16 protein-coding genes are annotated in these 20,152 nt (G+C 75.8%); 9 read left to right on the forward strand and 7 right to left on the reverse strand.

From position 1 onward, the window contains the following. Positions 1 to 8 precede the first annotated feature (8 nt). On the reverse strand, positions 9 to 1,019 hold the full coding sequence (locus ACZ6S8_RS34525; protein WP_469461832.1) for a hypothetical protein: 1,011 nt from the start codon (positions 1,017 to 1,019) through the stop codon (positions 9 to 11). Next, positions 1,016 to 1,621 carry a TetR/AcrR family transcriptional regulator gene (locus tag ACZ6S8_RS34530; protein WP_469461722.1) on the reverse strand — a complete coding sequence of 202 codons (606 nt, stop codon included), beginning with the start codon at positions 1,619 to 1,621 and terminating at the stop codon, positions 1,016 to 1,018. The genes ACZ6S8_RS34525 and ACZ6S8_RS34530 overlap by 4 nt, the downstream gene beginning before the upstream one ends. A gap of 186 nt (positions 1,622 to 1,807) precedes the next feature. Here ACZ6S8_RS34530 and ACZ6S8_RS34535 point away from each other — a divergent pair, with 186 nt between their 5' ends. Further along, positions 1,808 to 2,767, forward strand: a complete 960-nt coding sequence (locus tag ACZ6S8_RS34535) for an alpha/beta hydrolase family protein (protein WP_469461724.1) — start codon at positions 1,808 to 1,810, stop codon at positions 2,765 to 2,767. Positions 2,768 to 2,859: 92 nt separating this feature from the next. Here the strand turns inward: ACZ6S8_RS34535 and ACZ6S8_RS34540 are convergent, their stop codons facing one another. Then, positions 2,860 to 3,846 carry a hypothetical protein gene (locus tag ACZ6S8_RS34540; RefSeq protein WP_469461726.1) on the reverse strand — a complete coding sequence of 329 codons (987 nt, stop codon included), beginning with the start codon at positions 3,844 to 3,846 and terminating at the stop codon, positions 2,860 to 2,862. A 354-nt stretch (positions 3,847 to 4,200) separates the two neighbouring features. Here ACZ6S8_RS34540 and ACZ6S8_RS34545 point away from each other — a divergent pair, with 354 nt between their 5' ends. Next, positions 4,201 to 4,638 (forward strand): hypothetical protein, encoded by a 438-nt coding sequence (locus tag ACZ6S8_RS34545; protein WP_469461728.1) that lies wholly within the window; start codon positions 4,201 to 4,203, stop codon positions 4,636 to 4,638. Between the two features lie 132 nt (positions 4,639 to 4,770). Here ACZ6S8_RS34545 and ACZ6S8_RS34550 read toward each other — a convergent pair whose 3' ends face one another. Further along, positions 4,771 to 5,715, reverse strand: coding sequence for a Rossmann-fold NAD(P)-binding domain-containing protein (locus ACZ6S8_RS34550; RefSeq protein WP_469461730.1), 945 nt, complete (start codon positions 5,713 to 5,715; stop codon positions 4,771 to 4,773). Positions 5,716 to 5,786: 71 nt separating this feature from the next. On the opposite strand from ACZ6S8_RS34550, the gene ACZ6S8_RS34555 reads away from it, so the two are divergent. Next, positions 5,787 to 6,752: a LysR family transcriptional regulator gene (locus ACZ6S8_RS34555; protein WP_469461732.1), complete on the forward strand. Its 966-nt coding sequence runs from the start codon at positions 5,787 to 5,789 to the stop codon at positions 6,750 to 6,752. A 25-nt stretch (positions 6,753 to 6,777) separates the two neighbouring features. Here the strand turns inward: ACZ6S8_RS34555 and ACZ6S8_RS34560 are convergent, their stop codons facing one another. After that, positions 6,778 to 7,470: a response regulator gene (locus ACZ6S8_RS34560; protein WP_469461734.1), complete on the reverse strand. Its 693-nt coding sequence runs from the start codon at positions 7,468 to 7,470 to the stop codon at positions 6,778 to 6,780. Continuing rightward, on the reverse strand, positions 7,467 to 8,471 hold the full coding sequence (locus tag ACZ6S8_RS34565; RefSeq protein WP_469461736.1) for a sensor histidine kinase: 1,005 nt from the start codon (positions 8,469 to 8,471) through the stop codon (positions 7,467 to 7,469). Before ACZ6S8_RS34565 ends, ACZ6S8_RS34560 begins: the two co-directional genes overlap by 4 nt. A 152-nt stretch (positions 8,472 to 8,623) precedes the next feature. Between ACZ6S8_RS34565 and ACZ6S8_RS34570 the strand changes: the two genes are divergently transcribed. From ACZ6S8_RS34570 to ACZ6S8_RS34580, 3 genes are all read left to right on the forward strand, one after another. Then, positions 8,624 to 9,334, forward strand: coding sequence for an ABC transporter ATP-binding protein (locus ACZ6S8_RS34570; protein WP_469461738.1), 711 nt, complete (start codon positions 8,624 to 8,626; stop codon positions 9,332 to 9,334). After that, positions 9,331 to 11,640, forward strand: a complete 2,310-nt coding sequence (locus ACZ6S8_RS34575) for an ABC transporter permease (protein WP_469461739.1) — start codon at positions 9,331 to 9,333, stop codon at positions 11,638 to 11,640. The genes ACZ6S8_RS34570 and ACZ6S8_RS34575 overlap by 4 nt, the downstream gene beginning before the upstream one ends. A 121-nt stretch (positions 11,641 to 11,761) precedes the next feature. Then, positions 11,762 to 12,166, forward strand: a complete 405-nt coding sequence (locus tag ACZ6S8_RS34580; RefSeq protein WP_469461741.1) for an STAS domain-containing protein — start codon at positions 11,762 to 11,764, stop codon at positions 12,164 to 12,166. On the opposite strand, the gene ACZ6S8_RS34585 is transcribed toward ACZ6S8_RS34580, so the two are convergent. Beyond that, positions 12,156 to 12,884, reverse strand: a complete 729-nt coding sequence (locus ACZ6S8_RS34585) for an ABC transporter ATP-binding protein (protein ID WP_469461742.1) — start codon at positions 12,882 to 12,884, stop codon at positions 12,156 to 12,158. The genes ACZ6S8_RS34580 and ACZ6S8_RS34585 overlap by 11 nt on opposite strands. A gap of 170 nt (positions 12,885 to 13,054) precedes the next feature. On the opposite strand from ACZ6S8_RS34585, the gene ACZ6S8_RS34590 reads away from it, so the two are divergent. Genes ACZ6S8_RS34590 through ACZ6S8_RS34600 form a run of 3 tightly spaced genes read left to right on the forward strand, consistent with a single transcriptional unit; the run spans position 13,055 to position 20,141 of the window. Next, complete coding sequence (locus ACZ6S8_RS34590; protein WP_469461744.1) at positions 13,055 to 16,426, forward strand: FtsX-like permease family protein; 3,372 nt, start codon at positions 13,055 to 13,057, stop codon at positions 16,424 to 16,426. Then, a complete protein-coding gene (locus tag ACZ6S8_RS34595) occupies positions 16,423 to 19,161 on the forward strand; it encodes a hypothetical protein (RefSeq protein WP_469461745.1) in 2,739 nt (912 codons plus the stop codon). Before ACZ6S8_RS34590 ends, ACZ6S8_RS34595 begins: the two co-directional genes overlap by 4 nt. After that, complete coding sequence (locus tag ACZ6S8_RS34600) at positions 19,158 to 20,141, forward strand: ABC transporter ATP-binding protein (protein WP_469461746.1); 984 nt, start codon at positions 19,158 to 19,160, stop codon at positions 20,139 to 20,141. The genes ACZ6S8_RS34595 and ACZ6S8_RS34600 overlap by 4 nt, the downstream gene beginning before the upstream one ends. The last annotated feature ends 11 nt before the right edge of the window (positions 20,142 to 20,152 follow it).

Consider the following 20,152-nt stretch of genomic DNA (forward strand, 5'->3'; position numbering starts at 1 on the left):
TTCGCGGATCAGAAGAGCCCCGCGCGCGCGTACCGCGTGAGGTCGTCGAGGATGTCGCGGAGGACGCCGTCGGGCAGCCGGCCCGACGCGGGTACGGGCGCACCCGGCTCGGGGTAGGCCAGGCACAGCCACACCCCGAACGGCAACGGCACCGGATGCGCCGCCGGTTCGGCCGGGGACCAGACCTCCCCGGTCTGCGGATGGACCGGCACGAGGAGGACGGCGTCGCCCCCGTCGGGGGCCGGTCGCCCGGGCCCGGCCAGGACGGCGTGCCGCGCCCGGGGGCCCGCGGGCAGCATGGCGTCGAGCGCGCGCCGGAACACCTCGGCGGCCAAGCCGTCCGGGACGGTCACGGGCCGGCCTCCCGAGGCGGCCAGCAGGTGGGCGAGCGCCCGGCCCGCCGCCGCCTCCCACTGCGGGTTCCACGACCACACGTGGTGTGACCAGTGGCCGGCCGCCTGCCGGGACCCCCATCCGGCGATCGGCGCGAACGGGGGCGTGCGCCTTCCTTCCGCCGACAGCTCCGCCCAGGAGAGCGGTACGGCTCCGGCGCCGCCGACGCGGACACGGCGCACGGCGTCCGGGGCGAACCACACCGCCTGCCAGAGCGAGCAGTCGTCGATCCGGCTCGCCACGGGCAGGCCGCACGCCGCGCAGGCCACCTGCGGCCCGTCGGCACCGTCGAGGCCACAGCAGTGGCCGCCTCCACGCCTCTCCGGCATCAGCACGGTGCCGCGGGCGTCGCCGGGCGCGATGACGATCGCACCGGACGGGCCGTCGGACAGGGCGCGGACCGGCGCGTGGACACCGCGGGCGGCCGCCTCCTCCGGGGTGACCTCCCCCCACGTCCGCCACGGCGGCCCCCAGGGCTCCGGGTCCACGGCGAACGTGCCCGACTCCATGAGCACCGGCAGCTGAGTTCCGTTCCCGTACTTCTGACGGGCGTGGGCCGGCAGCGCGACCCGGGACAGCGGGACGGTCAGCTCGGCGCCGCACCCCGCACACACGAAGACGTTCAGACGGAGCTCCGGGGCTGCGGCTGCCGGAGCCCCTGGAGGAGGAGGGCGATCAACCGCCGGGGGTCGTAGCGGGGGTCGTCGTCGCGGCCGATGCAGAGGTTGCCGATGCCGCGCATCAGCTCGTACGGCTGCGTGCCGGGCCTGATGTCGCCGGCCTCGACGGCGGCGTCGAGCAACTGGGTGCAGACCGGCAACAGGCGGTCGAGGAAGTAGGCGTGCAGCGCGGCGAAGCGGTCGCTGTCCGACTGGAGGGCGTCGGCGAGGCCGTGTTTGGTGACGAGGAAGTCGGCGAAGAGGTCGACCCACTGGCGCAGTGCGTCGAACGGGGAGCCGGCTCCGGCCAGCAGGCCCGGGCCGGCCTCGGCGCACGCCTCGATCTGGTGCTGGTAGACGGCCGTGACGAGGTCGGCGCGGGTCGGGAAATGGCGGTAGATCGTGGCCATCCCGACGCCGGCCTGCGCCGCGATCCGGCGGATCGGCGCGTCGACTCCGGAGGTGACGAACACCTCGGCTGCGGCAGCGAGCACCGTCTCCCGGTTGCGCTGGGCGTCGGCCCGCTTGCTCCGGGACGGCGAACCCCCTGCAGGACCCTCGGCGGCCATCGCGTTCTCCTTCGACACCGGTCGACGCCGGTTGACACCGATTGACAAAACGGAGCGTCGCTCCGAATACTAAATGGAGCGTCGTTCCGTTTCAGCTTAGCCGAAACGGGACGCCCCTGACCGCCTGCCCGCCCACCTGCCGACCGCGGGCGAGGGGCAAGCGCCACCGCGAAAGGGAACCCCACCGTGAGCACTTCCGCCACCGCCGACGCCCCGGCCGTGCCCGTCCCGGTCCTGTCCTTCGGTCCCGTGGTCCTGTCCGTGCCCGGACGTCCCGTGGACCTGCAGGTACGCGTCAGCGCACCCGCCACCGGAACCGGCCTCCCCGTCATCCTCCTCTCGCACGGCCACGGCCCGTCGAACCACCTCTCCTCGCTCCACGGCTACGCACCGCTCGCCGACCACTGGGCGGCACACGGATTCGTCGTGATCCAACCCACCCACCTCACCTCCCGCACCCTGGCCCACCTGGTCGCCGACGCCCCCGGCGCGCCCGACTTCTGGCGCTCCCGCGCCGAGGACATGACCCACGTCCTCGACCGGCTCGACGTGATCGAGAACGCCGTACCGCACCTCGGCGGACGGATCGAGCACACCCGGATCGCCCTCGCGGGCCACTCGCTCGGCGGCTTCACCGCCGCCCTCCTGCTGGGTGCCGGGATCACCGACCCCGACACCGGGAAGGTGGTGCACCTCGCCGAGCCCCGCATCACGGCGGGCGTACTGCTCGCCGCGCCCGGCAGGGGCGGCGACGTCTTCAACGGGCCCGCGGCGAAGCAGTGGCCGATCATCGGGGCCGTCGACTTCTCCACCATGACCACACCCGCGCTGGTCGTCGCCGGAGACAAGGACGACTCCCGGCACTTCACCGACCTGGGGCCGGACTGGCACGCCGACCCCTACGCCCTCGCCCCCGGCCCCAAGTCCCTGCTCACCCTGTTCGACGCGGAGCACGGACTCGGCGGGATCTCCGGGTACGACGCCGCCGAGACCACCGACGAGAACCCCGAGCGGGTCGCCGCCGTCGCCCGGCTCGCCGCGGCCTACCTCCACACCCGGCTCCACCCCGGCGCGCCCGCCTGGCGGATCGCCTGCGAGGAGCTGACCACCGGACCCGACCGGGTGGGGCACGTCACGTCCAAGTAGCCCCCGGGGTACGGTCCCCCGCGCGGGTGTCCGGCGTACGCGCTTCCCGTTCCGCCCGGGCAGGTCACCCGGGGCGGAACGGGCGGGCCGTGTCAGCCCTGGGCGCGGCGTCGGACCACCACGGCCGCCGCGAGCGCGGCGAGGGCCACGGCGAGCCCGGCGGCGGCCAGGGCGGAGGCCGAGTCGTCGGACTCCGGGGCCGTCTCGACGCCTGCGGCGACGCCGCCCTTGGGCACGACGGAGGTCTGTGCGGCGGTCCGCGGCGCGACGGCGGCGGCCGTGGGGGATGCGGATGGCACGGTGTCCGGCTTCGTCTGCGGCCTGACCTCGGGCTGGGGCTTGTCGGTCGGCTGCTGGAGCGCGTACTCGCGGGTGCAGTGCTTCAGGCCGGGCAGCTTCGGGAAGGCGGCGTGGCCGTACGCCTTGTCCCCGCTCGGGATCGCCCACTCCAGGACCGGCTCGGCGGAGCTCGGGTTGAGGATCCGCACCGTCAGGGCGCCCTTCGGCAGCGAGGGGCGGGTACGGGTCAGGGTCACCTCCGGGGCCATCGGGCCCTCCTCGTCGAACTTCAGCACGGCCAGCGGGCCGGTCGGCGTCATCATGAGCGTCGCGCTCGCCCCGGCTCCGATGACCTTTTCAAGCGGCGCCGACACGCACTCGGAGCCCTTGCCCGAGGGGAGCCGGTGGGAGGTGGTCCTGCCGTCCTTGGTCGTCACGGTGAGGGTCTCCACGTGAGCCTCCTCGCCCTCGACGAGCGCCAGCCGCAGACCGTTGGCGGTCGCCGTCCGGTGGTTCCCGTCCAGCACGGTCACGGCGGTGGCCCCGTACGGGTCGCCGGGCTTCCAGTCCGCGGCGGCGGTGTGGATCGACGCCTCGGGGCCACCGCTGTCGAAGCTCAGGACCGCGACCAGGCCCTCGCCGATGAACACAGGCTGGGCCGCCTGGCGGTCGTTGCCGCTGCCGGAGGCGGCCGGCGCAGCCTGAAGCGCGGGCGCGGCAAGGGCGGAACCTGCAGTGGGTACGAGCACCGTGCCCGCGACGGCGGCGGTCACGATGAACGTGCGGAGGGCGGAACGCATAACGACTCCTGAAGCACGGGCGGAAAGACGGAGGAGAGTCGCATGCCGCGTTGCATCTGTTTCGGCGGTGTGTCACCGGGTCAGGTATGGCGGGGCTGCTGAGGAAGAAGTTACGGACCCCGCATGCCCGGATGATCTTGTTCCTGTCATGGCCGCGTAACAGCGAACGGTATGCCCGATTCCGGCGGCACCCGCACCGGAGCGAACCGCGCAACGCACCACCCCCGCGCGGATCGACGGCCGTCCCCGTTCGACTGAAGAACCGCACGACGCGTTGCCGAGCGCGCTCCGACGCGCCAGAGTCCTGGTGGCGCAATATCCAATCAAAGGGGCAGAGTTGTGCATGTAAGGCGAATGGGAACCATCCTGAGCGCGGCGGCCCTCGCCGTGCTGACCCTTCCGGCCGAAGCCCAAGCCGCAGCCATCGCCTGCGGCGGCGGCGTGTCGACCGGCCGGGTGGCCGTCAACGGCTGCATCAGCGCCGAACGCGGCAAGGAGGGCAAGATCATCACTCGGGAGATCACCGCACACGTCAAACTGCGCAACACGGGGTCGAAGGCCGTGGACGTCTCGTACGAGGCCTTCTTCCGTGTCGTCTCGGGGGGACACTGGGTGAAACTCGGCAGCGGCCGCACCCACGTCCCGGCGGGTGGCGCTCTCGGGCCCACGGAGGTGGGGAGCTCCACCCGGGTCTGCGGCCCGGTGAAGGTCGAGATCCGGGTCCACGCCCGCGCCACCGGGGGCGCCTGGAGCGGCTGGTCCACCGCCGGCACCGCCCAGTGCCAGACCTGAGGCCGACCCACGCGCCCGCGGACCGGCCGCTGTTCCCCCGGGCCGGTACGCGGCGGGCCCGGCAGCGGACCGTACGAGCCGGGTGACCTGCGGTGCACGTACCGCGAGGTGGTCGGAGCCGCGGCGGGGACCTCAGGTCGGGCAGGTCGCTTCGGACAGCGCGGCCGGCAGCCAGTCGGCGGTCCGGCCGAAGCGGAACCCGAGGGCCGCGGCCCGGCCGTTGTCCATGGCGTAGGCCCGGTCGAAGGAGAACGGCGAGGCGTCGCCGCCGGGCCCGACCACCCGGTACCGCGGCCGACGGCCCAGCCGCTCCGCGACCGCCTCGCAGAGCGCGGTGACGTCCAGCGCGCCGTGCGAGGCCGCGTTGACCGGCCCGGTGAACTCCCCCTGCGCCGCCCAGTGCAGGAACTCCGCAATCTCCAGGTGGTGGATGAACGAGGTCGCGTACGGGGTCTCGTGGACCGCCACCGCAATGCCGGAGCCGATCCGCTCCACGTAGTGCGCCAGCCGCCCGGTGAAGTCCGCCGGGCCGCCGCCGAGCACGTGCGCGACCCGGACCGCGGCGAACGGGAAGGCGGGCTCGCGCAGGAACACCGCCTCGGCCTGCCGTTTGCCCTCGGCGTACGCCCGCGCGGCCCCGAGCCTGCGCTCGACCTCCCCCGGGTCCCACCACGGGTGCGCGGCCGGGGCAGGCGCCCACCCCGGGTCGGCGGGCTCCTCGGCCACCGGCACCCGCCGCCCCGGGTCCGCCGGGCCGGGGAGGGTGGCGGGGTCGTACACCTCCATCGTCGAGGTCATGACGTAGCGTCCGGTCCGGTCCGCGAAGACCCGGCGGGCGACGGCCGCCTGGAGCGGCGTGTAGCAGACCTGGTCGACGACCACGTCGAACGTCCGGGTCCCCAGCGCCGCCCGCAGCGCCCGCTCGTCATCGCGGTCCGCGACGATCCCGCCCACACCGGGGGGCGGTTCGGCCGAACCGCGGTTGAGCACGGCGACCGCGTCCCCGGCGTCCCGCAACCGCGTGACCAGGGACTTCCCGAAGTACCGGCTTCCACCGACGACAAGAATGTTTCGCATGTCCACGACACTGCCGCGGTATCGTCCCCAGCGGAACCGGTGATCGGCTGAACGCGGCGTAAGGAAAACTGATGATCGACGTGCAGCGGCTGCGCATCCTGCGGGCCGTGGCCGAGCACGGCAGTTTCAACCGGGCCGCCGCCGCGCTCCTCCTCACCCCGTCGGCCGTCTCCCAGCACATCGCCTCACTGGAGCGCTCACTCGGCCAGGCAGTGGCGGTGCGCAGCAGCCGCGGTGTCACGCTCACCGAACCCGGCCGCCTGCTGGTCGGGGCGGCGGAGACCATCTCCGCCGAACTGGACCAGGTCCGGCGTGCCATCGACCGGCTCTCCGCGCCGCGGCCCCGGCTGACGGTCGCCACGTTCACCAGTGGCGGCCGGCACCTGCTGCCCGGCGCACTGGCCCGGTTCGTGGCCGCGCACCCGGAGGTGGAGCTGACCCTCCTGGAGAGCGAACCGGAGGCCGCCGTACCGATGGTGCGCTCCGGCGCCGCCGACCTCGCCCTGGCCTACCACCTCGACGGGCCGCCGCCCGTCCGGCCGGACCGGCGCCCCGCGCTCGACTGGGTTCCGCTGATGGACGATCCGCTGTGGCTGGTGCTGCCGCGCGGCCACCGGTTCGCGGACCGGTCCACGCTCGGACCGGCCGAACTGGCCGCGGACCGCTGGGTGCTGGGCTGCCTGAAGACGGAGGCCTTCCTGCGGCGCTTCGCGGGGATCGCCGGCTTCGAACTCCAGGTGGCGGCCTCCACCACCGACTACTTCTTCGCGCAGACGCTGGTCGCGGCGGGGGTCGGCGTCTCCCTGGTGCCGCACGTCTCGCTGGCGCCGTCCCCCGGGTTGGTGGCCGTCGCCGTCGAACCGCCGCGGCCCGCCCGGCGGATCGGGGTCGTCCTCCCGGCCGGGCACCACTCCCGGCCGTACGCACGGGCCCTGGCCGAAGCCCTGGCAGGCGCCGCAGCCACCCCTGACCTCACCACCGATACCGCCGCCACCGGGTCGGCGGATCCCACCGCGGGGCACGGAGCCCGGCCGTGAACCCCCTCCTGACCGGCCTCGCCCGCTACGCCGAGCCGGGCGTGACCAGACCCGTTTCGTAGGCCAGCACGACGGCCTGGGCGCGGTCGCGGAGCGACAACTTCGCGAAGATGCGGGCCACATGGGTCTTCACCGTGGCTTCGCTGAGCGTCAGCTCCCGCGCCAGCTCCGCGTTGGAGCGGCCGTGGCCCATCAGGGTCAGCACCTCCCGCTCGCGCGGGGTCAGCGCGGCCAGCTCCCGGTGGGTGGCGGCCGCGGCGGCCCGGTCCGGCGCGGCGGCTCCCGGTCCGCAGCGCTCCACCAGGCGGCGCGTGATCGACGGGGCGAGCAGCGCGTCCCCGGTACCGACGAGGCGGACGGCGGCGGCGAGGTGTGCGGGGGTGACGTCCTTCAGCAGGAAGCCGCTGGCCCCGGCGGCGAGCGCCGCGTAGACGTAGTCGTCGAGGTCGAAGGTGGTCAGCATGACGACCCGGCAGTCGGGGACCTCGGCGAGGATCCGGCGAGCGGCCTGGAGGCCGTCCATGCGCGGCATCCGGATGTCCAGCAGGGCCACGTCGGGGCGCAGTCGGCGGGCGGCCTCGACGGCCTCGACCCCGTCGGCGGCGACGCCGACCACGTCGATGCCCCGGGCGGTGAGGATCAGCCGGAAGCCGGTGCGGACGAGGTCCTGGTCGTCCGCGATCAGCACACGGGGCGCGGGGCCTTCGGGCGTGCTCACGGGCGGTCCAGGGGGAGCCGGGCGCGGACCCGGTAGCCGCCGCCGAGACGGCGGCGGGCGTCGAGGTCCCCGCCGTAGATGGCGACGCGCTCGCGCAGCCCGACCAGCCCGCGGCCGGTTCCGGCGGCCGTGGGCGGTGGCCCCCCGGCCGGCCGGTTCCCCCCGGCGCGCCCCGGCGGGCCTCCTGCGACGCCGGCCGGCGGGACCGGCGCCGGAGCCTTCGCCGTACCCGCCCGAGCCGGCCCGGGACCCGAGGGAGGGGTTCCCGTACCCGTCGAACCCGGTCCGGAGCCCGGTGCGACCGCCGCGAGCACGCTCGGGCCGCCGTTGAGCACCTCCACGCGCAGCGCGTGGTCCGCGTAGCGCACCGTCACCCGTGCCCCGCTCCCGTCTCCGTGCTTGAGCGCGTTGGTCAGGGCCTCCTGGACGATCCGGTACGCCGTGACGTCGATGCCGGGCGGCAGCGGGCGCGGATCTCCGGACATCCGTACGTCCACCGGCAGCCCGGCGAAGGCGAACCGGTCGATGAGCGCGCTCAGCCGGCTCAGGCTCGGCTGCGGCGCCGTCGCCGCCCCGCCGGCCGGCGTGTCCGCGAAGGGGCCGGACGGGTCGTACGGATCGTCCGAGCCATCTTGCGCCGGAGCCAACAGCCCGAGCAGATGGCGGAGTTCGGTCATCGTGGTCCGCCCGGCGCGTTCCACGGCGGCCATGGCCGCGGCAGCTTCCCCGGGCAGCGTGGTCAGCACCTCCCGAGCGGCGCCGGCCTGGACCACCATCAGGCTCACGTTGTGGCTGACGATGTCGTGCAACTCCGCCGCGATCCGGGACCGTTCGGCGTCGACCGCCGTTCGCGCGGCGCTCTCGCGCTCCCGCTCCAGCAGCCAGCCGCGTTCCTCCAGCGCCGCGCGGTGCCCGGCCCGCGCGCGCCGCAGGGCCAGCCCCAGCCCGCAGGCGACGGCAGCGCACGCGCAGGCCGCGGCCAGCGCCATGATCGACTGCACCCTCGACTCCCCACCCCGCCGGCGGTGTTCGTGTACCGCCGGACTCCGGTCATTGTGCCGGACGGGCCGCGTACATCTCCGGGATGACGTGCGCCGGCCTTTACATCCGGGGGCTGACGTCCGGTCCGGCTCCTTCGCCTTAGCGTCGGGCCATGACTACAGAGCACGGTGGTTCGAGAAGCCTGGTGGTGCGCCTGGAGGGCGTGCACAAGGAGTTCGGCGACGCGAAGGCCCTGAACGGACTCTCCCTGGAGATCCGGGCGGGGGACGCGGTCGCCGTGATGGGCCCCTCCGGGTGCGGCAAGTCCACCCTCCTCAACATGATCGCGGGCCTGGACCGGCCCACGTCGGGGCTGGTCGACGTGCAGGGCCAGGACCTGGGCGGGCTGAACGAGACCGGGCTCGCCCTGTTCCGTCGCCGCAACATCGGCATGATCTTCCAGTTCTTCAACCTCATCGACGACCTCCCCGCCCTCGACAACGTCGCGTTGGCGGCCCAGCTGACCGGCTCGCCGGCCCGGCAGGCGCGCCGTCGCGCCCTCGAACTCCTCGGCGAGCTGGGCGTGGCCGACCGCCGCGACAGCTACCCGGCGACGCTCAGCGGCGGCGAGCGCCAACGGGTGGCCGTGGCACGCGCGTTGATGAACCGCCCCGCCCTCCTCCTCGCGGACGAGCCGACGGGCGCCCTCGACAGCCGCTCGGGCGAGCAGGTGATGGACCTGCTGATCGACCTGAACCAGATCGGGCAGACCCTGCTGATCGTCACCCACGATCCGCAGCTCGCCACGCGGTGTGCCAGTCGTCTGGTCGAGGTGGCCGACGGCCGGGTGGCCCGTGAGAGCGCGCTGGAGGCCTCGGTATGAGCGCCGTCTGGCGGGCATCGCGCGCGGCCGTCAAGCGCCGCAGGGTCCAGACCTTCGTGATCGGCCTGGTCGTCCTGTGCTCGACCACGACCGTGCTGCTCGCGCTGGGGCTGCTCGCCGCCGCCTCCGCGCCCTTCGACCGGGCCCACGCCGCACAGCGCGGAGCCCATTCCGTGGCCGTGTTCGACACGACGCGGGTGTCCCGGGAGCAGTTGGTTCCCACCGCCCGGATGCCGGGCGTGGAGGCCGCGGCCGGCCCCTTCGACCAGGTCGTCGTGAACGTCCCCGGCGGGCTGCTGTGGACGGCGGGCGGACGGCTCACCGTGGTGGGCCGGGCCGATCCGGCGGGACCCGTGGACCGGATCGAGCTCCTGGCGGGCCGGTGGGCCACGGCGCCCGGCGAGGTCGTCGTCAACTGGCCCATCCAGGGCACTCCTTCGCCGGACATGCTGGGTACGGAGCTGGAGACGCCCGGTGGTCCCACCCTGACCGTCGTGGGGTTCGGCGGCAGCATGAGCAAGTCGGCGACCGCCTGGGTCTCGCCCGAGCAGGCGGCCGCGCTGCACCCGACCTCCGCCCAGATGCTGTACCGGTTCACCGACGCGTCGACGCGGGACCGGGTGGACGCCTCCCTGGCGAGGGCCACGGCCGGACTGCCCGGAGGTTCCCTGACCGAACAGCGCTCCTGGCTCGCGCTGAAACGGGCCTTCTCGGCCCAGGCCGACGCCTTCCTCCCGTTCATGACCCTCTTCGGGATCCTCGGCCTGCTGGTGTCGGCACTGATCACCGGCAACGTCGTCAGCGGCGCGGTCGTCTCCGGATACCGGCACATCGGGGTGCTCAAGGCGCTCGGCTTCACCCCGAACCAGGTCGTCGCCGTCTACCTCACGATGATGGCCGTACCCGCCGTGGCCGGTGGCGTCCTCGGCACCCTGCTCGGCGGCGCTCTGGCCGATCCCGTCCTGCGGACGGCCTTCTCCGGCATCGAAACCGGGCGGGCCTCCGTCGACGGCGTCAGCACCTGGGTGTACGCCGTCTGCCTGTCGGGCATGCCGGCCCTCGTGCTGCTCTGCGCGCTGGTCCCCGCCCTGCGGGCACACCGGATGTCCGCGGCCGGCGCGATCAGCGCGGGCAGCGCACCGCGCACCGGACGGGGGCTGCGCGTCCAGCGCTTCCTCGGTTCGACCAGGCTGCCGCGCCCGGTCAGCCTGGGCCTCGGCCAGCCCTTCGCCCGCCCCGCCCGGTCCCTGCTCACCCTGGCGGCCGTCGTCCTCGGGGTCACCACGGTGACCCTTTCCACCGGACTGACCGGCACCGTACTCGCCATGGGCAACGCCGGCCGCGGCGACGGCGGCCCGGCGGTCACCGTGGAGATCGGCACCACGGGCAACCACGGCACCCCGCCGCTGCTGGGCGACGCGCAGATCGAGGAGCGCTTGCGGTCCCTCCCGGGCGCGGCGACGGTACGGGCCCGCGCTCTGGCCCAGGTGACGCTGGCCGGGCAGGCCCAGCCCGCCTTCGCCAACTTCCACCGCGGGGACACCTCCGCGTACGCCCACGAGCTCGCCCGCGGCCGGCTGCCGGACGCGGCCGGGGAGATCGTGGCCGGACCGTCGTTCCTGACGGAGCGCGGGCTGGAGATCGGGGACCGGATAGTCCTGGAGCTGAACGGCGGACACCTGCCCGCGACCGTCGTCGGGGAACTCGTCACGGGCAACGCGCGCGCCCTGGAGGCCGGCTGGCCCACGCTCGAACGGCTCGCGCCGGACACCCGCGCGATCTCCTACGGCGTGCGCCTCGCCCCCGGCACCGACGCCCGGGCCTACGCGGAAGCGGTCGAGGCCGCCGACCCGGGGCTGATCGCGTCCGTGCAGGAGTCCGGCAGTGCGGTGACCACCACGGTCGTCGGTTTCTCGACGGTGTTCACGGTGCTGCTGACCCTCGTCGCGTCGCTCGGCGTGTTCAACACGGTCCTGCTGAACACCCGCGAGCGGCGCCGGGACCTGGGCATGCTCAAGTCGATCGGGATGACCCCCCGGCAGGTGGTGGCCATGACCGTGACCTCGGTCGCCGGGCTCGGGGCGGTGGGCGGTCTGCTCGGGATCCCGCTGGGCGTCGCGGCGCACCGGTTCCTCGTGGACAACCTGGGGGTGGTCGCGTTCCCCCCGTCGATGAAGGACGTGTGGCACGCGCCGCAGCTCGCCGCGATGCTCCTGGCGGGGGTGGCGATCGCCGTGCTCGGGAGTCTGCTTCCCGCCCGGGCGGCCGCCCGGATGACCATCGCTTCGGCGCTGCACACCGAGTAGCGGCGCGTCCCGGCGCGGGGGCGTCGCGAAGATCGCCGGAACGGGTCAGCGGCGCGGCCCGCGCGGGTGAAACAGCCGGCCGCGCCCGTTCCGTGCCGGGACGCGGTCCGTTGGGGGAGGCATGCGCACTCCGATAGACGCTCCGATAGACGCCCCGGTCCTGCCCGCCGACGCCCACGAGTCCTTCGCGGAGCTCGCCGTCGAGGCCGGCCCCGACCCCCTCCCCCGCATACGGGCCGCGCTCCGCGGTGACGTCCTCGGCGTCGGCCTGGCCGGGGAGTTCGACCACTACACCTGCGTGCCCCTGCACCGCCTCCTCGCGGACGGAGCGGCCCGCGGCGCCCGCCGCCTCGTCCTGGACGCGGGCGGGGTGACCTTCTGCGACTCGGCCCTCCTGCTCGTGCTGGACCGGTGGGTCCGGGCCGGCGGTCACGTGGAGGTGGCCGTCGGCTCCCGGGCGGTCCGGGTGCTGATGGGGCTGGCGGCCCGCCTGCCGCTGCCGCCCGGCGGCGGCTTCAGACCGTAGCCGCCCGCTCCGCGCCCTGCCGCTCCACGATGCGGCCGTCGCGCAGCTCCACGACCCGGTCGGCGAGTTCGATCAGGACCGGGTCGTGGGTGGCGACGAGGACGGTGACCCCCTCACTGCGCACCACGGCCCGCAGCAGCCCCATGATCTGCCGGCCGGTCTCGGAGTCGAGCTGGCCGGTCGGTTCGTCCGCGATGATCAGGTCGGGCTCGTTGGCCAGGGCTCGGGCCACCGCGACGCGCTGCTGCTGGCCGCCGGAGAGTTCGCCCGGCCGCTGCTGCGCATGGTCGCTCAGCCCGACCAGCGCGAGCAGCGTGCGGGCCCGTTCCTCGCGCTGCGCGGCGGGCACCTTGCGCAGCCGCATCGGTACGCCGACGTTCTCGGCGGCGGTCAGCACCGGGATCAGGCCGAAGGACTGGAACACGAAGCCGATCCGGTCGCGGCGCAGTGCCAGCAGCCCGGCCTCGTCCAGGCCCGCCAGGTCCGTGCCGTCGAGGGAGACGGTGCCGGCGGACGGGGTGTCGAGGCCCCCGACCACGTTCAGCAGGGTGGTCTTGCCCGAGCCGGACCGGCCCTTGAGCGCGGTGAGTTCGCCCCTGCGCACGTCGAACGACACACCCCGCAGCGCGTGCACGGCCCGCTCTCCGGTGCCGAAACTGCGGTGCACGTCGACCACCGTCAGAATGGGTTCCGGCGTGCTCTCCCGGTGCTGCGTCATGGCGTGCGCTCCCCCTCGAATCGGCCGTCCGGCGGCCTCCGAGGCGCCGCCCGTTCGCATTTGTTCACCCGCCACACAGATCGCGCAAGTCCCTTCCGCCATGCGTTCGAATCTGGCAGCATCGTCCGCTATCCGGTACCAACGGTCCGGATGGGGGAGGAAACAGGCACATGCTCGGCTTCGTCACGCGCCGGCTGCGCGGGCGAACGCCGCTCGCCGCCGCCGTACTGCTCACCGTCCTGATCACGACGACCGTGCTCACGGCGCTGTTCGCCTTCACCCGCGGGGTCGGCGAGGCGGGGTTGCGACAGGCCCTCCAGGGACCGGCCCATTCCCGTGCCACGGTCCTGGTCACCTCCGAGCACGCCGCGGCCTCCCGCGCGGCCGACGACCAGGCGGTACGGGCCTTCTCCGACGAGCTGTTCGGCCGGCTGCCGGTCGCCGTGGAGAGCCTGGCCCGCAGCCGTCCGTACGGACTGCCCGGGGCGGTCTCCCCCGGCCGGCAGGCCGATCTGACCCTGCTCGCCTCCCTCGACCGGGCCCGCGTACGCCTCCTGGAGGGCCAGTGGCCCGGAGCCGCCGCGGGGACCGGACCGCTGTCGGTCGCCGTCCCGCGGGCCGCGCTGGCGCGGCTCGGACTGACCGGGGCTCCGCTGCCCGCCGAGGTCCGTCTGGACGACCGGTACGGCGGCGCCCCGCTCACCGTCCGGGTCACCGGCGTGTACCTGGCCGCCGACCCCGACGCACCGTACTGGCGGCTCGATCCGGTCGGCGGCCGCGGGCTGCGGGTCGGCGGGTTCACCACGTACGGGCCGCTGCTCGTGGACGACTCCGCCTTCACCTCCGGCGCCCTCGCGCAGAACGGCCGGGCGTCGCTGCTGGACCCCGACTTCTCCGCCGTCGACGCCGCCGGGGCCGAGGCGCTCCGCGGCCGGGCGGCGGGGCTCGCGGACGGGGCCCCGGAGGCGTCCGGGGTGACGGCCCCCGCCGGACACCAGGCCGCGTCGGAACTCCCCGCCTTCCTGGCCGAGCTGCGGTCCGGGCAGGCGGTCGCCCGCTCCTCGCTGCTGGTCGGCGCGCTCCAGCTGGCCGTGCTGGCCGGGGCCGCGCTGCTGCTCGTCTCCCACCTCCTGACGGACCGGCAGGAGCCGGAACGCGTCCTGCTGACCGCGCGCGGCGCCTCCCGGCTGCGGCTGGGCGCCCTGGGCGCGGCCGAGTCGCTGCTGCTCGCCCTGCCCGCGGCCGTCCTCGCCCCGCTGCTCACCCCGCCCCTGCTGGACCTGCTCACCGGCTTCGGGCCGCTGTCCGGGATCTCGCCGGACACGTCCGGGACCTGGCTGTCGTGGCCGGTCGCGGCCGCCTGCGCCCTGGGCTGCGTCCTGCTGACCGCACTGCCCGGAGCCCTTCGGGGCGCGGGGGCCGCCGCGCTGCGCCGCAGCGGCCGCCGTCAGGCCCTCGTCGCCGGGGCGGCCAGGTCCGGCGCCGACCTGGCACTGGTGGCCCTCGCCGTCCTCGCATACCGCCGGCTCGCTCGGTACGGCAGCGGGGAGGGCCCCGGGTCCGGCGGTGCCCACGGCTCCGCGGGCGCCGACTTCGGCGTCGACCCGGTGCTGGTCGCCGCGCCGACGCTGGCCATGTGCGCCGGCACCCTGCTCGTGCTGCGGCTGCTGCCGTTCGCCGCCCGGCTGGGCGGGCGGATCGCCGCGCGCGGCAGAGGTCTCGGACCCGCCCTGGTCGGCTGGCAGCTGGCCCGCCGGCCCAAGCGGTCCACCGGGCCGGTGCTGCTCCTCGTGCTCGCCGTCTCCAGCGGCGTCCTGGCGCTCGGCCAGCACACCGCCTGGTCCGCGTCCCAGCGCGACCAGGCCGATTTCGCCACCGCCGGGGGCCTGCGGATCTCCGGCAGCGAGCTGAACCCCGCGGGCCGCGGCGGCCGGTACGGCGCGCTGCCCGGCGGCGAACGCGTCGTCCCGGTGGTGCGCACGGTCCAGGACCTGCCGGGCGGGAAGCCCGCCCAGGTGCTCGCGCTGGACGCCGCCGCCGTGGCCGAGCGGGTGCCGCTGCGCGCCGACCTGCGCGACGGACGCCCGATGCGGGAGCTGTTCGCGCCACTGGCGGCGGCCCGCCCGGCCGGCGCGCACGGCGTCGAGCTGCCGGGGCGGCCGCGCCGCATCGACGTGGACGTGACGGCGGCCCGCCCGGCCGGCGCGCACGGCGTCGAGCTGCCGGGGCGGCCGCGCCGCATCGACGTGGACGTGACGGTGCGGGTGCCGGAGGGCGCTTCCCGTGCGGGCCTCGGACTGCTGCTGCGGGACCGGTTCGGGCTGACGTTCCGGTCGCCGATGCTCCCCCTGCCGGAGTCCGGGGACGGCACCGTCTCCGTGGACGTCGACGCGCTGACCGGGGCGCCCCTCGGCGCTCCCGCGGCACCCCTGTCGGTGGCGGGGCTGGTCGTCTCGTACGGCGCGGAGTACTACGGCACCTACCGGCTCCCGCCCGAGGACGCGGAGGCCCCAGGGGAGCTGGCCGTACGCCGCCTCGCCGTCGCCGACGGCGCCGGCGGGCCGTCCGTGACCGTACCGGTGCCGGCCGGGGCCGGCTGGACCCTGAAGACCCCGGCGCTGAACGGCGGCGCCCCCGCCGCCGAGCTGCTGCCCGCGCCGGACGGAGCACCGGCACTGCCGCGGCTGCGCTACCGCGGTGGCGGCGACACCGCGGGCGGCATCCAGCTCGGGCTGGTCCCGGGAGCGGCGCCCGCGCCCGAGGTGCCCGGCGTCGCCACCCACCGCTACCTCGCCGCGGTCGGCGCCGGGGTCGGGGACCTGGTCCCCGTCCCGCTGGGCGGGGCCACCGTCCCGGTCCGGGTGACCGCGGCCGTCGGCTCGCTGCCGGTGGCCGGCGACACCGCGCTCGCCGTCGACCTGGCCACCGCCGGACGGCTGCTGGCGGCCGGCGGCGGGCTGGAACTGCCCCCGGCCGGCGAGTGGTGGCTGCCCGCCGCGTCGGCGTCCGACCCCGCGCCGGGGCGCGCGGCGGCCGAACTGCGCGCGGGCGCCGGGTCGCAGCAGGTGGAACTGCGCGAGGAGGCCGCCGCCGTACTGCTGGACGACCCGCTGAGCGCGGGCCCGCAGAGCGCGCTGGCCGCCCTCGCCGTGGCCTGCGCGGTACTGGCCGCGATCGGCTTCGGAGCGGCCGCCGCGGCCGCCCGGCGCGAGCGAACCGCGGAGTTCGCCGTGCTGCTGGCCCTCGGGACGCCCCGCCGGAGACTGGCCCGTACGGCTGCCGCCGAAGGCGGTCTCCTGGTCGGCCTCGCCACCGCCGTCGGGCTGGGGCTGGGCGCCGCCGTGGTCCACCTGGTGGTGCCGCTGGTGGTGCTGACCCCGGCCGCGCGCCGGCCCGTGCCGGAGGTGCTGGTGGACCTGCCGGGCACCCAGACCCTGCTGATGGCCGCCGCGATCGCCGCGGTGCCCCTGCTGTCGGCCGTCCTCGGCGGCCGGTACGACCGAGACGTGGCCGCCCGGCTGCGGCACGTGGAGGAGATGTGACCGGCCCGGCCCCCACCGCCGGCGAGCGACGGCGGTCCCGGCCCGCGCCCTGGGTGCGGACCCGGCTGCGCGCGGCCCCGCTGGCGGCGCTGCTCGCCGCCGCCCTGGCGTTCGTCGCCGTACTGATGGCGGCCGCGCTCCCCCGTGCCGTGGACCGGGGCGCCGACCACGCCCTGCGCTCCTTCCTGCACGAGCGGGGGCCGAGCGAGACCAGCCTGACCGCCGTCGCCTCCGCGCGGTACGGACAGCTGACGCCGGCGGACATGGACTCCGTCCTGGCCGAGCTGCGGGCCCGCACCGGCGGCACCTTCCGGGTCGCCCCGAGCGGTCCGGTGCACGGCGTGCGCGCGTTGAAGGGTCGTTCCCTCGCCAATCCGGGCCTGGCCCGGCCCGAGGGCGTCGCCCCGCGCCTGACCCTGCTGCACCTGCCCGGGATCGCCGCCCACACCCGGCTGGTGGCCGGCCGCTGGCCGGCGGGCGGGGCGCCCGGCGCACCCGTCCCGGTCGCCCTGTCCCGCCAGGCCTCCGAAACCCTCAACGCCCCCCTGGGCACGGTGCTGGAGTCCGTGGCCGACCTCGGCGTGAGCGACCGGGCCGAGGTCGTCGGGCTCTACGACGCCGACCCCGACGACGTCTACTGGACCGATCTCCCCTGTCTGACCAGGGCCTGTGAGAACGTGACGGTGCCGCCGGAACCGAAGATCTTCTGGGAGACCGCCGCCGTCGTCGGGGCGGACTCCATCGACCGGCTGGCGCCCTGGGGCCGCGGCGCCGACTTCTTCTGGCGGCTCCCGGTGGACACCTCGGTCCTGCGCGCCGACCGGATGCCCGCGGTCGAACGGGAGGTCGCCGCGTTCGTCGCCGGCCCCACCGCCTCCGAGCTGGCCCTCGCCGTCAAGCGGCCGGACCTGCGCATCACCTCCCGCCTGCCCGGGCTGTTCGACCGGGCGGAGGCCCGGCAGCAGGCGGCCGCGCCCCTCGCCGCCATCGGTCCGGCCGGCGTCGCCGGGGTGGCCGCCGTGGTGTTCTGCCTGGCCGCCGCGCTCGGCGGCGACCGGCGCGAGGCCGAGCTGCGGCTGCTGCTCGCGCGCGGCGGTTCGCGCCGCTCCCTCGTGCTCCGGCTGCTCGGGGAGGGCGCCGTCACCGTGCTGCCCGCCTCCGCGCTCGCCTGCTGGCTGGCCCTCGTCCTGCTGCCGGCCCCGCGGGCTTCGGCCTCGCTGGTCGCCGCCTCGGCCGTCGCGCTCCTGGCCCTCCTGGCCTTTCCCGTACGGGCCTTCGTACTGCTCTCCGCTCCGCGCGGGCGGAGCCCCCGGCGGCGGCTCGTCGCCGAGCTCCTCGTCGTGGCCACCACCGGCGCCGCCGTGTTCGAGGTGCGCCGGCGCGGGGTCGCCCCGGCCGGGGCCGGGCTGGACCCGCTGCTGGTCGCGGCGCCGCTGCTGCTGGCGCTGACCGGCGGGTTGCTCCTGGCCCGCCTCCAGCCCGTCCTCGTGGGGGCGCTGGCCCGGGCCGCGGCCCGGCGGCCCGGCGTGGTCGGCTTCCTCGGGCTGGCCCGCGCGGCGCGGGGCACCGGGGGCCGCGCGCGGCCGTCGGTACTGCCGCTGGTGGCGCTGCTGCTGGCCGTGACCACCGCCGGGTTCGGGGTCACCGTGCTGGGCTCGGTGGACTCCTCCCGGCTGGAGTCGGCCCGGCAGACCGTCGGCGGGGACGGCCGGATCGTCGCGCGGGAGGGCGATCCGCTGCCGCCGGAGCTGGTCCGGGCCGCCGCCGCGCTGCCCGGAGTGCGTACCTCCGTTCCCGTGTGGACGAGTGACGACGCGTTCCTGTTCGGCACCGCCCAGGGGTCCCCCCACGTCACGGTGGTCGTCGCCGATCCGGTGGCGTACGCCGAACTGGCCCGGACGGCCGGGCGCGGCGGCTTCGATCCGGCCGTCCTCGCGGCGGGCGGGCCCGGCTCCCCCCTGCCGGCGCTGTTCAGCAGCGACCTCGGCGGCCCCGGGGGCGCGGGACGGGAGCCGCTGCGGCTGAGGATCGGCGGTGACGAACTCCGGGTCAGGGTCGCCGCCGTGGTGGACGGCACGCCCGCGCTGGACGCCTCCGCGACGGCCACGATCGTGCTGCCGGCCGGGCCGGCCGCCGCGGCCGTACCCGGCTCCGCACGGCCCAACCGGTGGTTCGCGACCGGCCTCACCGACGGGGCCCGCCTCACGGAGCTGGTCACCACCACCGCACCGGGGGCGACGCAGGAGCAGTACCGCACGGCCACGAGCTCCGGCCTCGTGGCCGAGCTGGCCGCGGACCCGCTCCAGCGGTCGGCCGGGCGGCTGTTCCGGGCCTCGCTGGCGGGCGCGGCGGGCTTCGCCCTGCTGGCGGTCCTGCTGACCCTGGTCCGGGCCGCGCCCGAACGGGCCGCGCTGCTGGCCCGGTTGCGCACCATGGGGCTGCGGCCCCGGCAGGCAGTGGCGCTGATCCTGGCCGAGGCCCTGCCGCAGGCACTGGTCGCCGCGTTCGGCGGTGCGCTGGTCGCACTGGCGGCGGTGGCCCTGCTCGGGCCGGCCGTGGACCTGTCCACGCTCGTCGGTTCGCCGGTGCCGACCGGACTTCGGGCGGACGTCTGGCCCGTGCTGTCCCAGTCACTGGCCTTGGCGGGCCTGGTGTCGGCGGTCGTCCTGGCCGAGGCAGCGATATCCGGCAGGCGACAGATCACCACCGAGTTGAGAGCGGGAGACCAGCGATGAGCAGCGAGGCGCCGACCTACCAGGAGCTGCGGCAGCAGGCGCTGGCCGCCGCCGCACCCCGCGGACACGCCGCCGGGACCGCGATCGTCTGCGACCGCCTGGTCCGCATCTTCACCAAGGCCGGGGTGGAGGTCCAGGCCCTCCAGGGGCTCGAACTTAACGTCGCACAAGGTGAGTTGATGGCACTGGTCGGCGCTTCCGGCAGCGGCAAGTCCACCCTGCTGAACATCCTCGCCGGGCTGGACGTCCCGACCGCGGGAACCGCCACCGTCGGTGGCTACGACCTGCTGGAGATGTCCGCCCGGGACCGGCTGCGCTACCGCCGCGAGGCCGTGGGCTTCGTCTGGCAGCAGACGGCGCGCAACCTGCTCCCCTTCCTGACCGCCGCGCAGAACATCGCCCTCCCCATGCAGCTGCGGGGCGGCCGGCGCGGTGCGGCCCGGCGCCACGCGGCCCGTACCGCCGAGCTCCTCGAGGCCCTCGACATCGCCGACCTCGCCGACCGCCGCCCCGCCGCGCTCTCCGGCGGCCAGCAGCAGCGGGTGGCGATCGCCGTGGCCATGGCCAACGATCCCGCCGTCCTCCTCGCCGACGAGCCCACCGGGGAGCTCGACTCCGAGACCGGAGCGGCGGTCTTCGAGGCCCTGAGGACCGTGAACCGCGAACTCGGCGCGACCGTGGTCATCGTCACCCACGACCCCCTCGTGGCCGGCGAGGTCCGGCGTACGGTCGCCATGCGCGACGGCCGCACCAGCACCGAGGTGCTCCGCCGCACCGTCACCGACGAGCACGGCGACGAGTCCGTGAGCGAACGCGAGTACGTCATGCTCGACCGCAGCGGCCGCGTCCAGCTCCCCCACAAGTTCCTGGAAGCCCTCGGCATGGAGCACCGCGTCGCGGTCGACCTCGCCGCCGACCACATCGAACTCCGCCCGGACAGCCACGGCGCCACCGGTGGCCCGGGCGGCTCCGGCGCCTGAACCGCGCGCCG

The sequence above is a fragment of the Streptomyces sp. NPDC048461 genome (assembly GCF_055587105.1).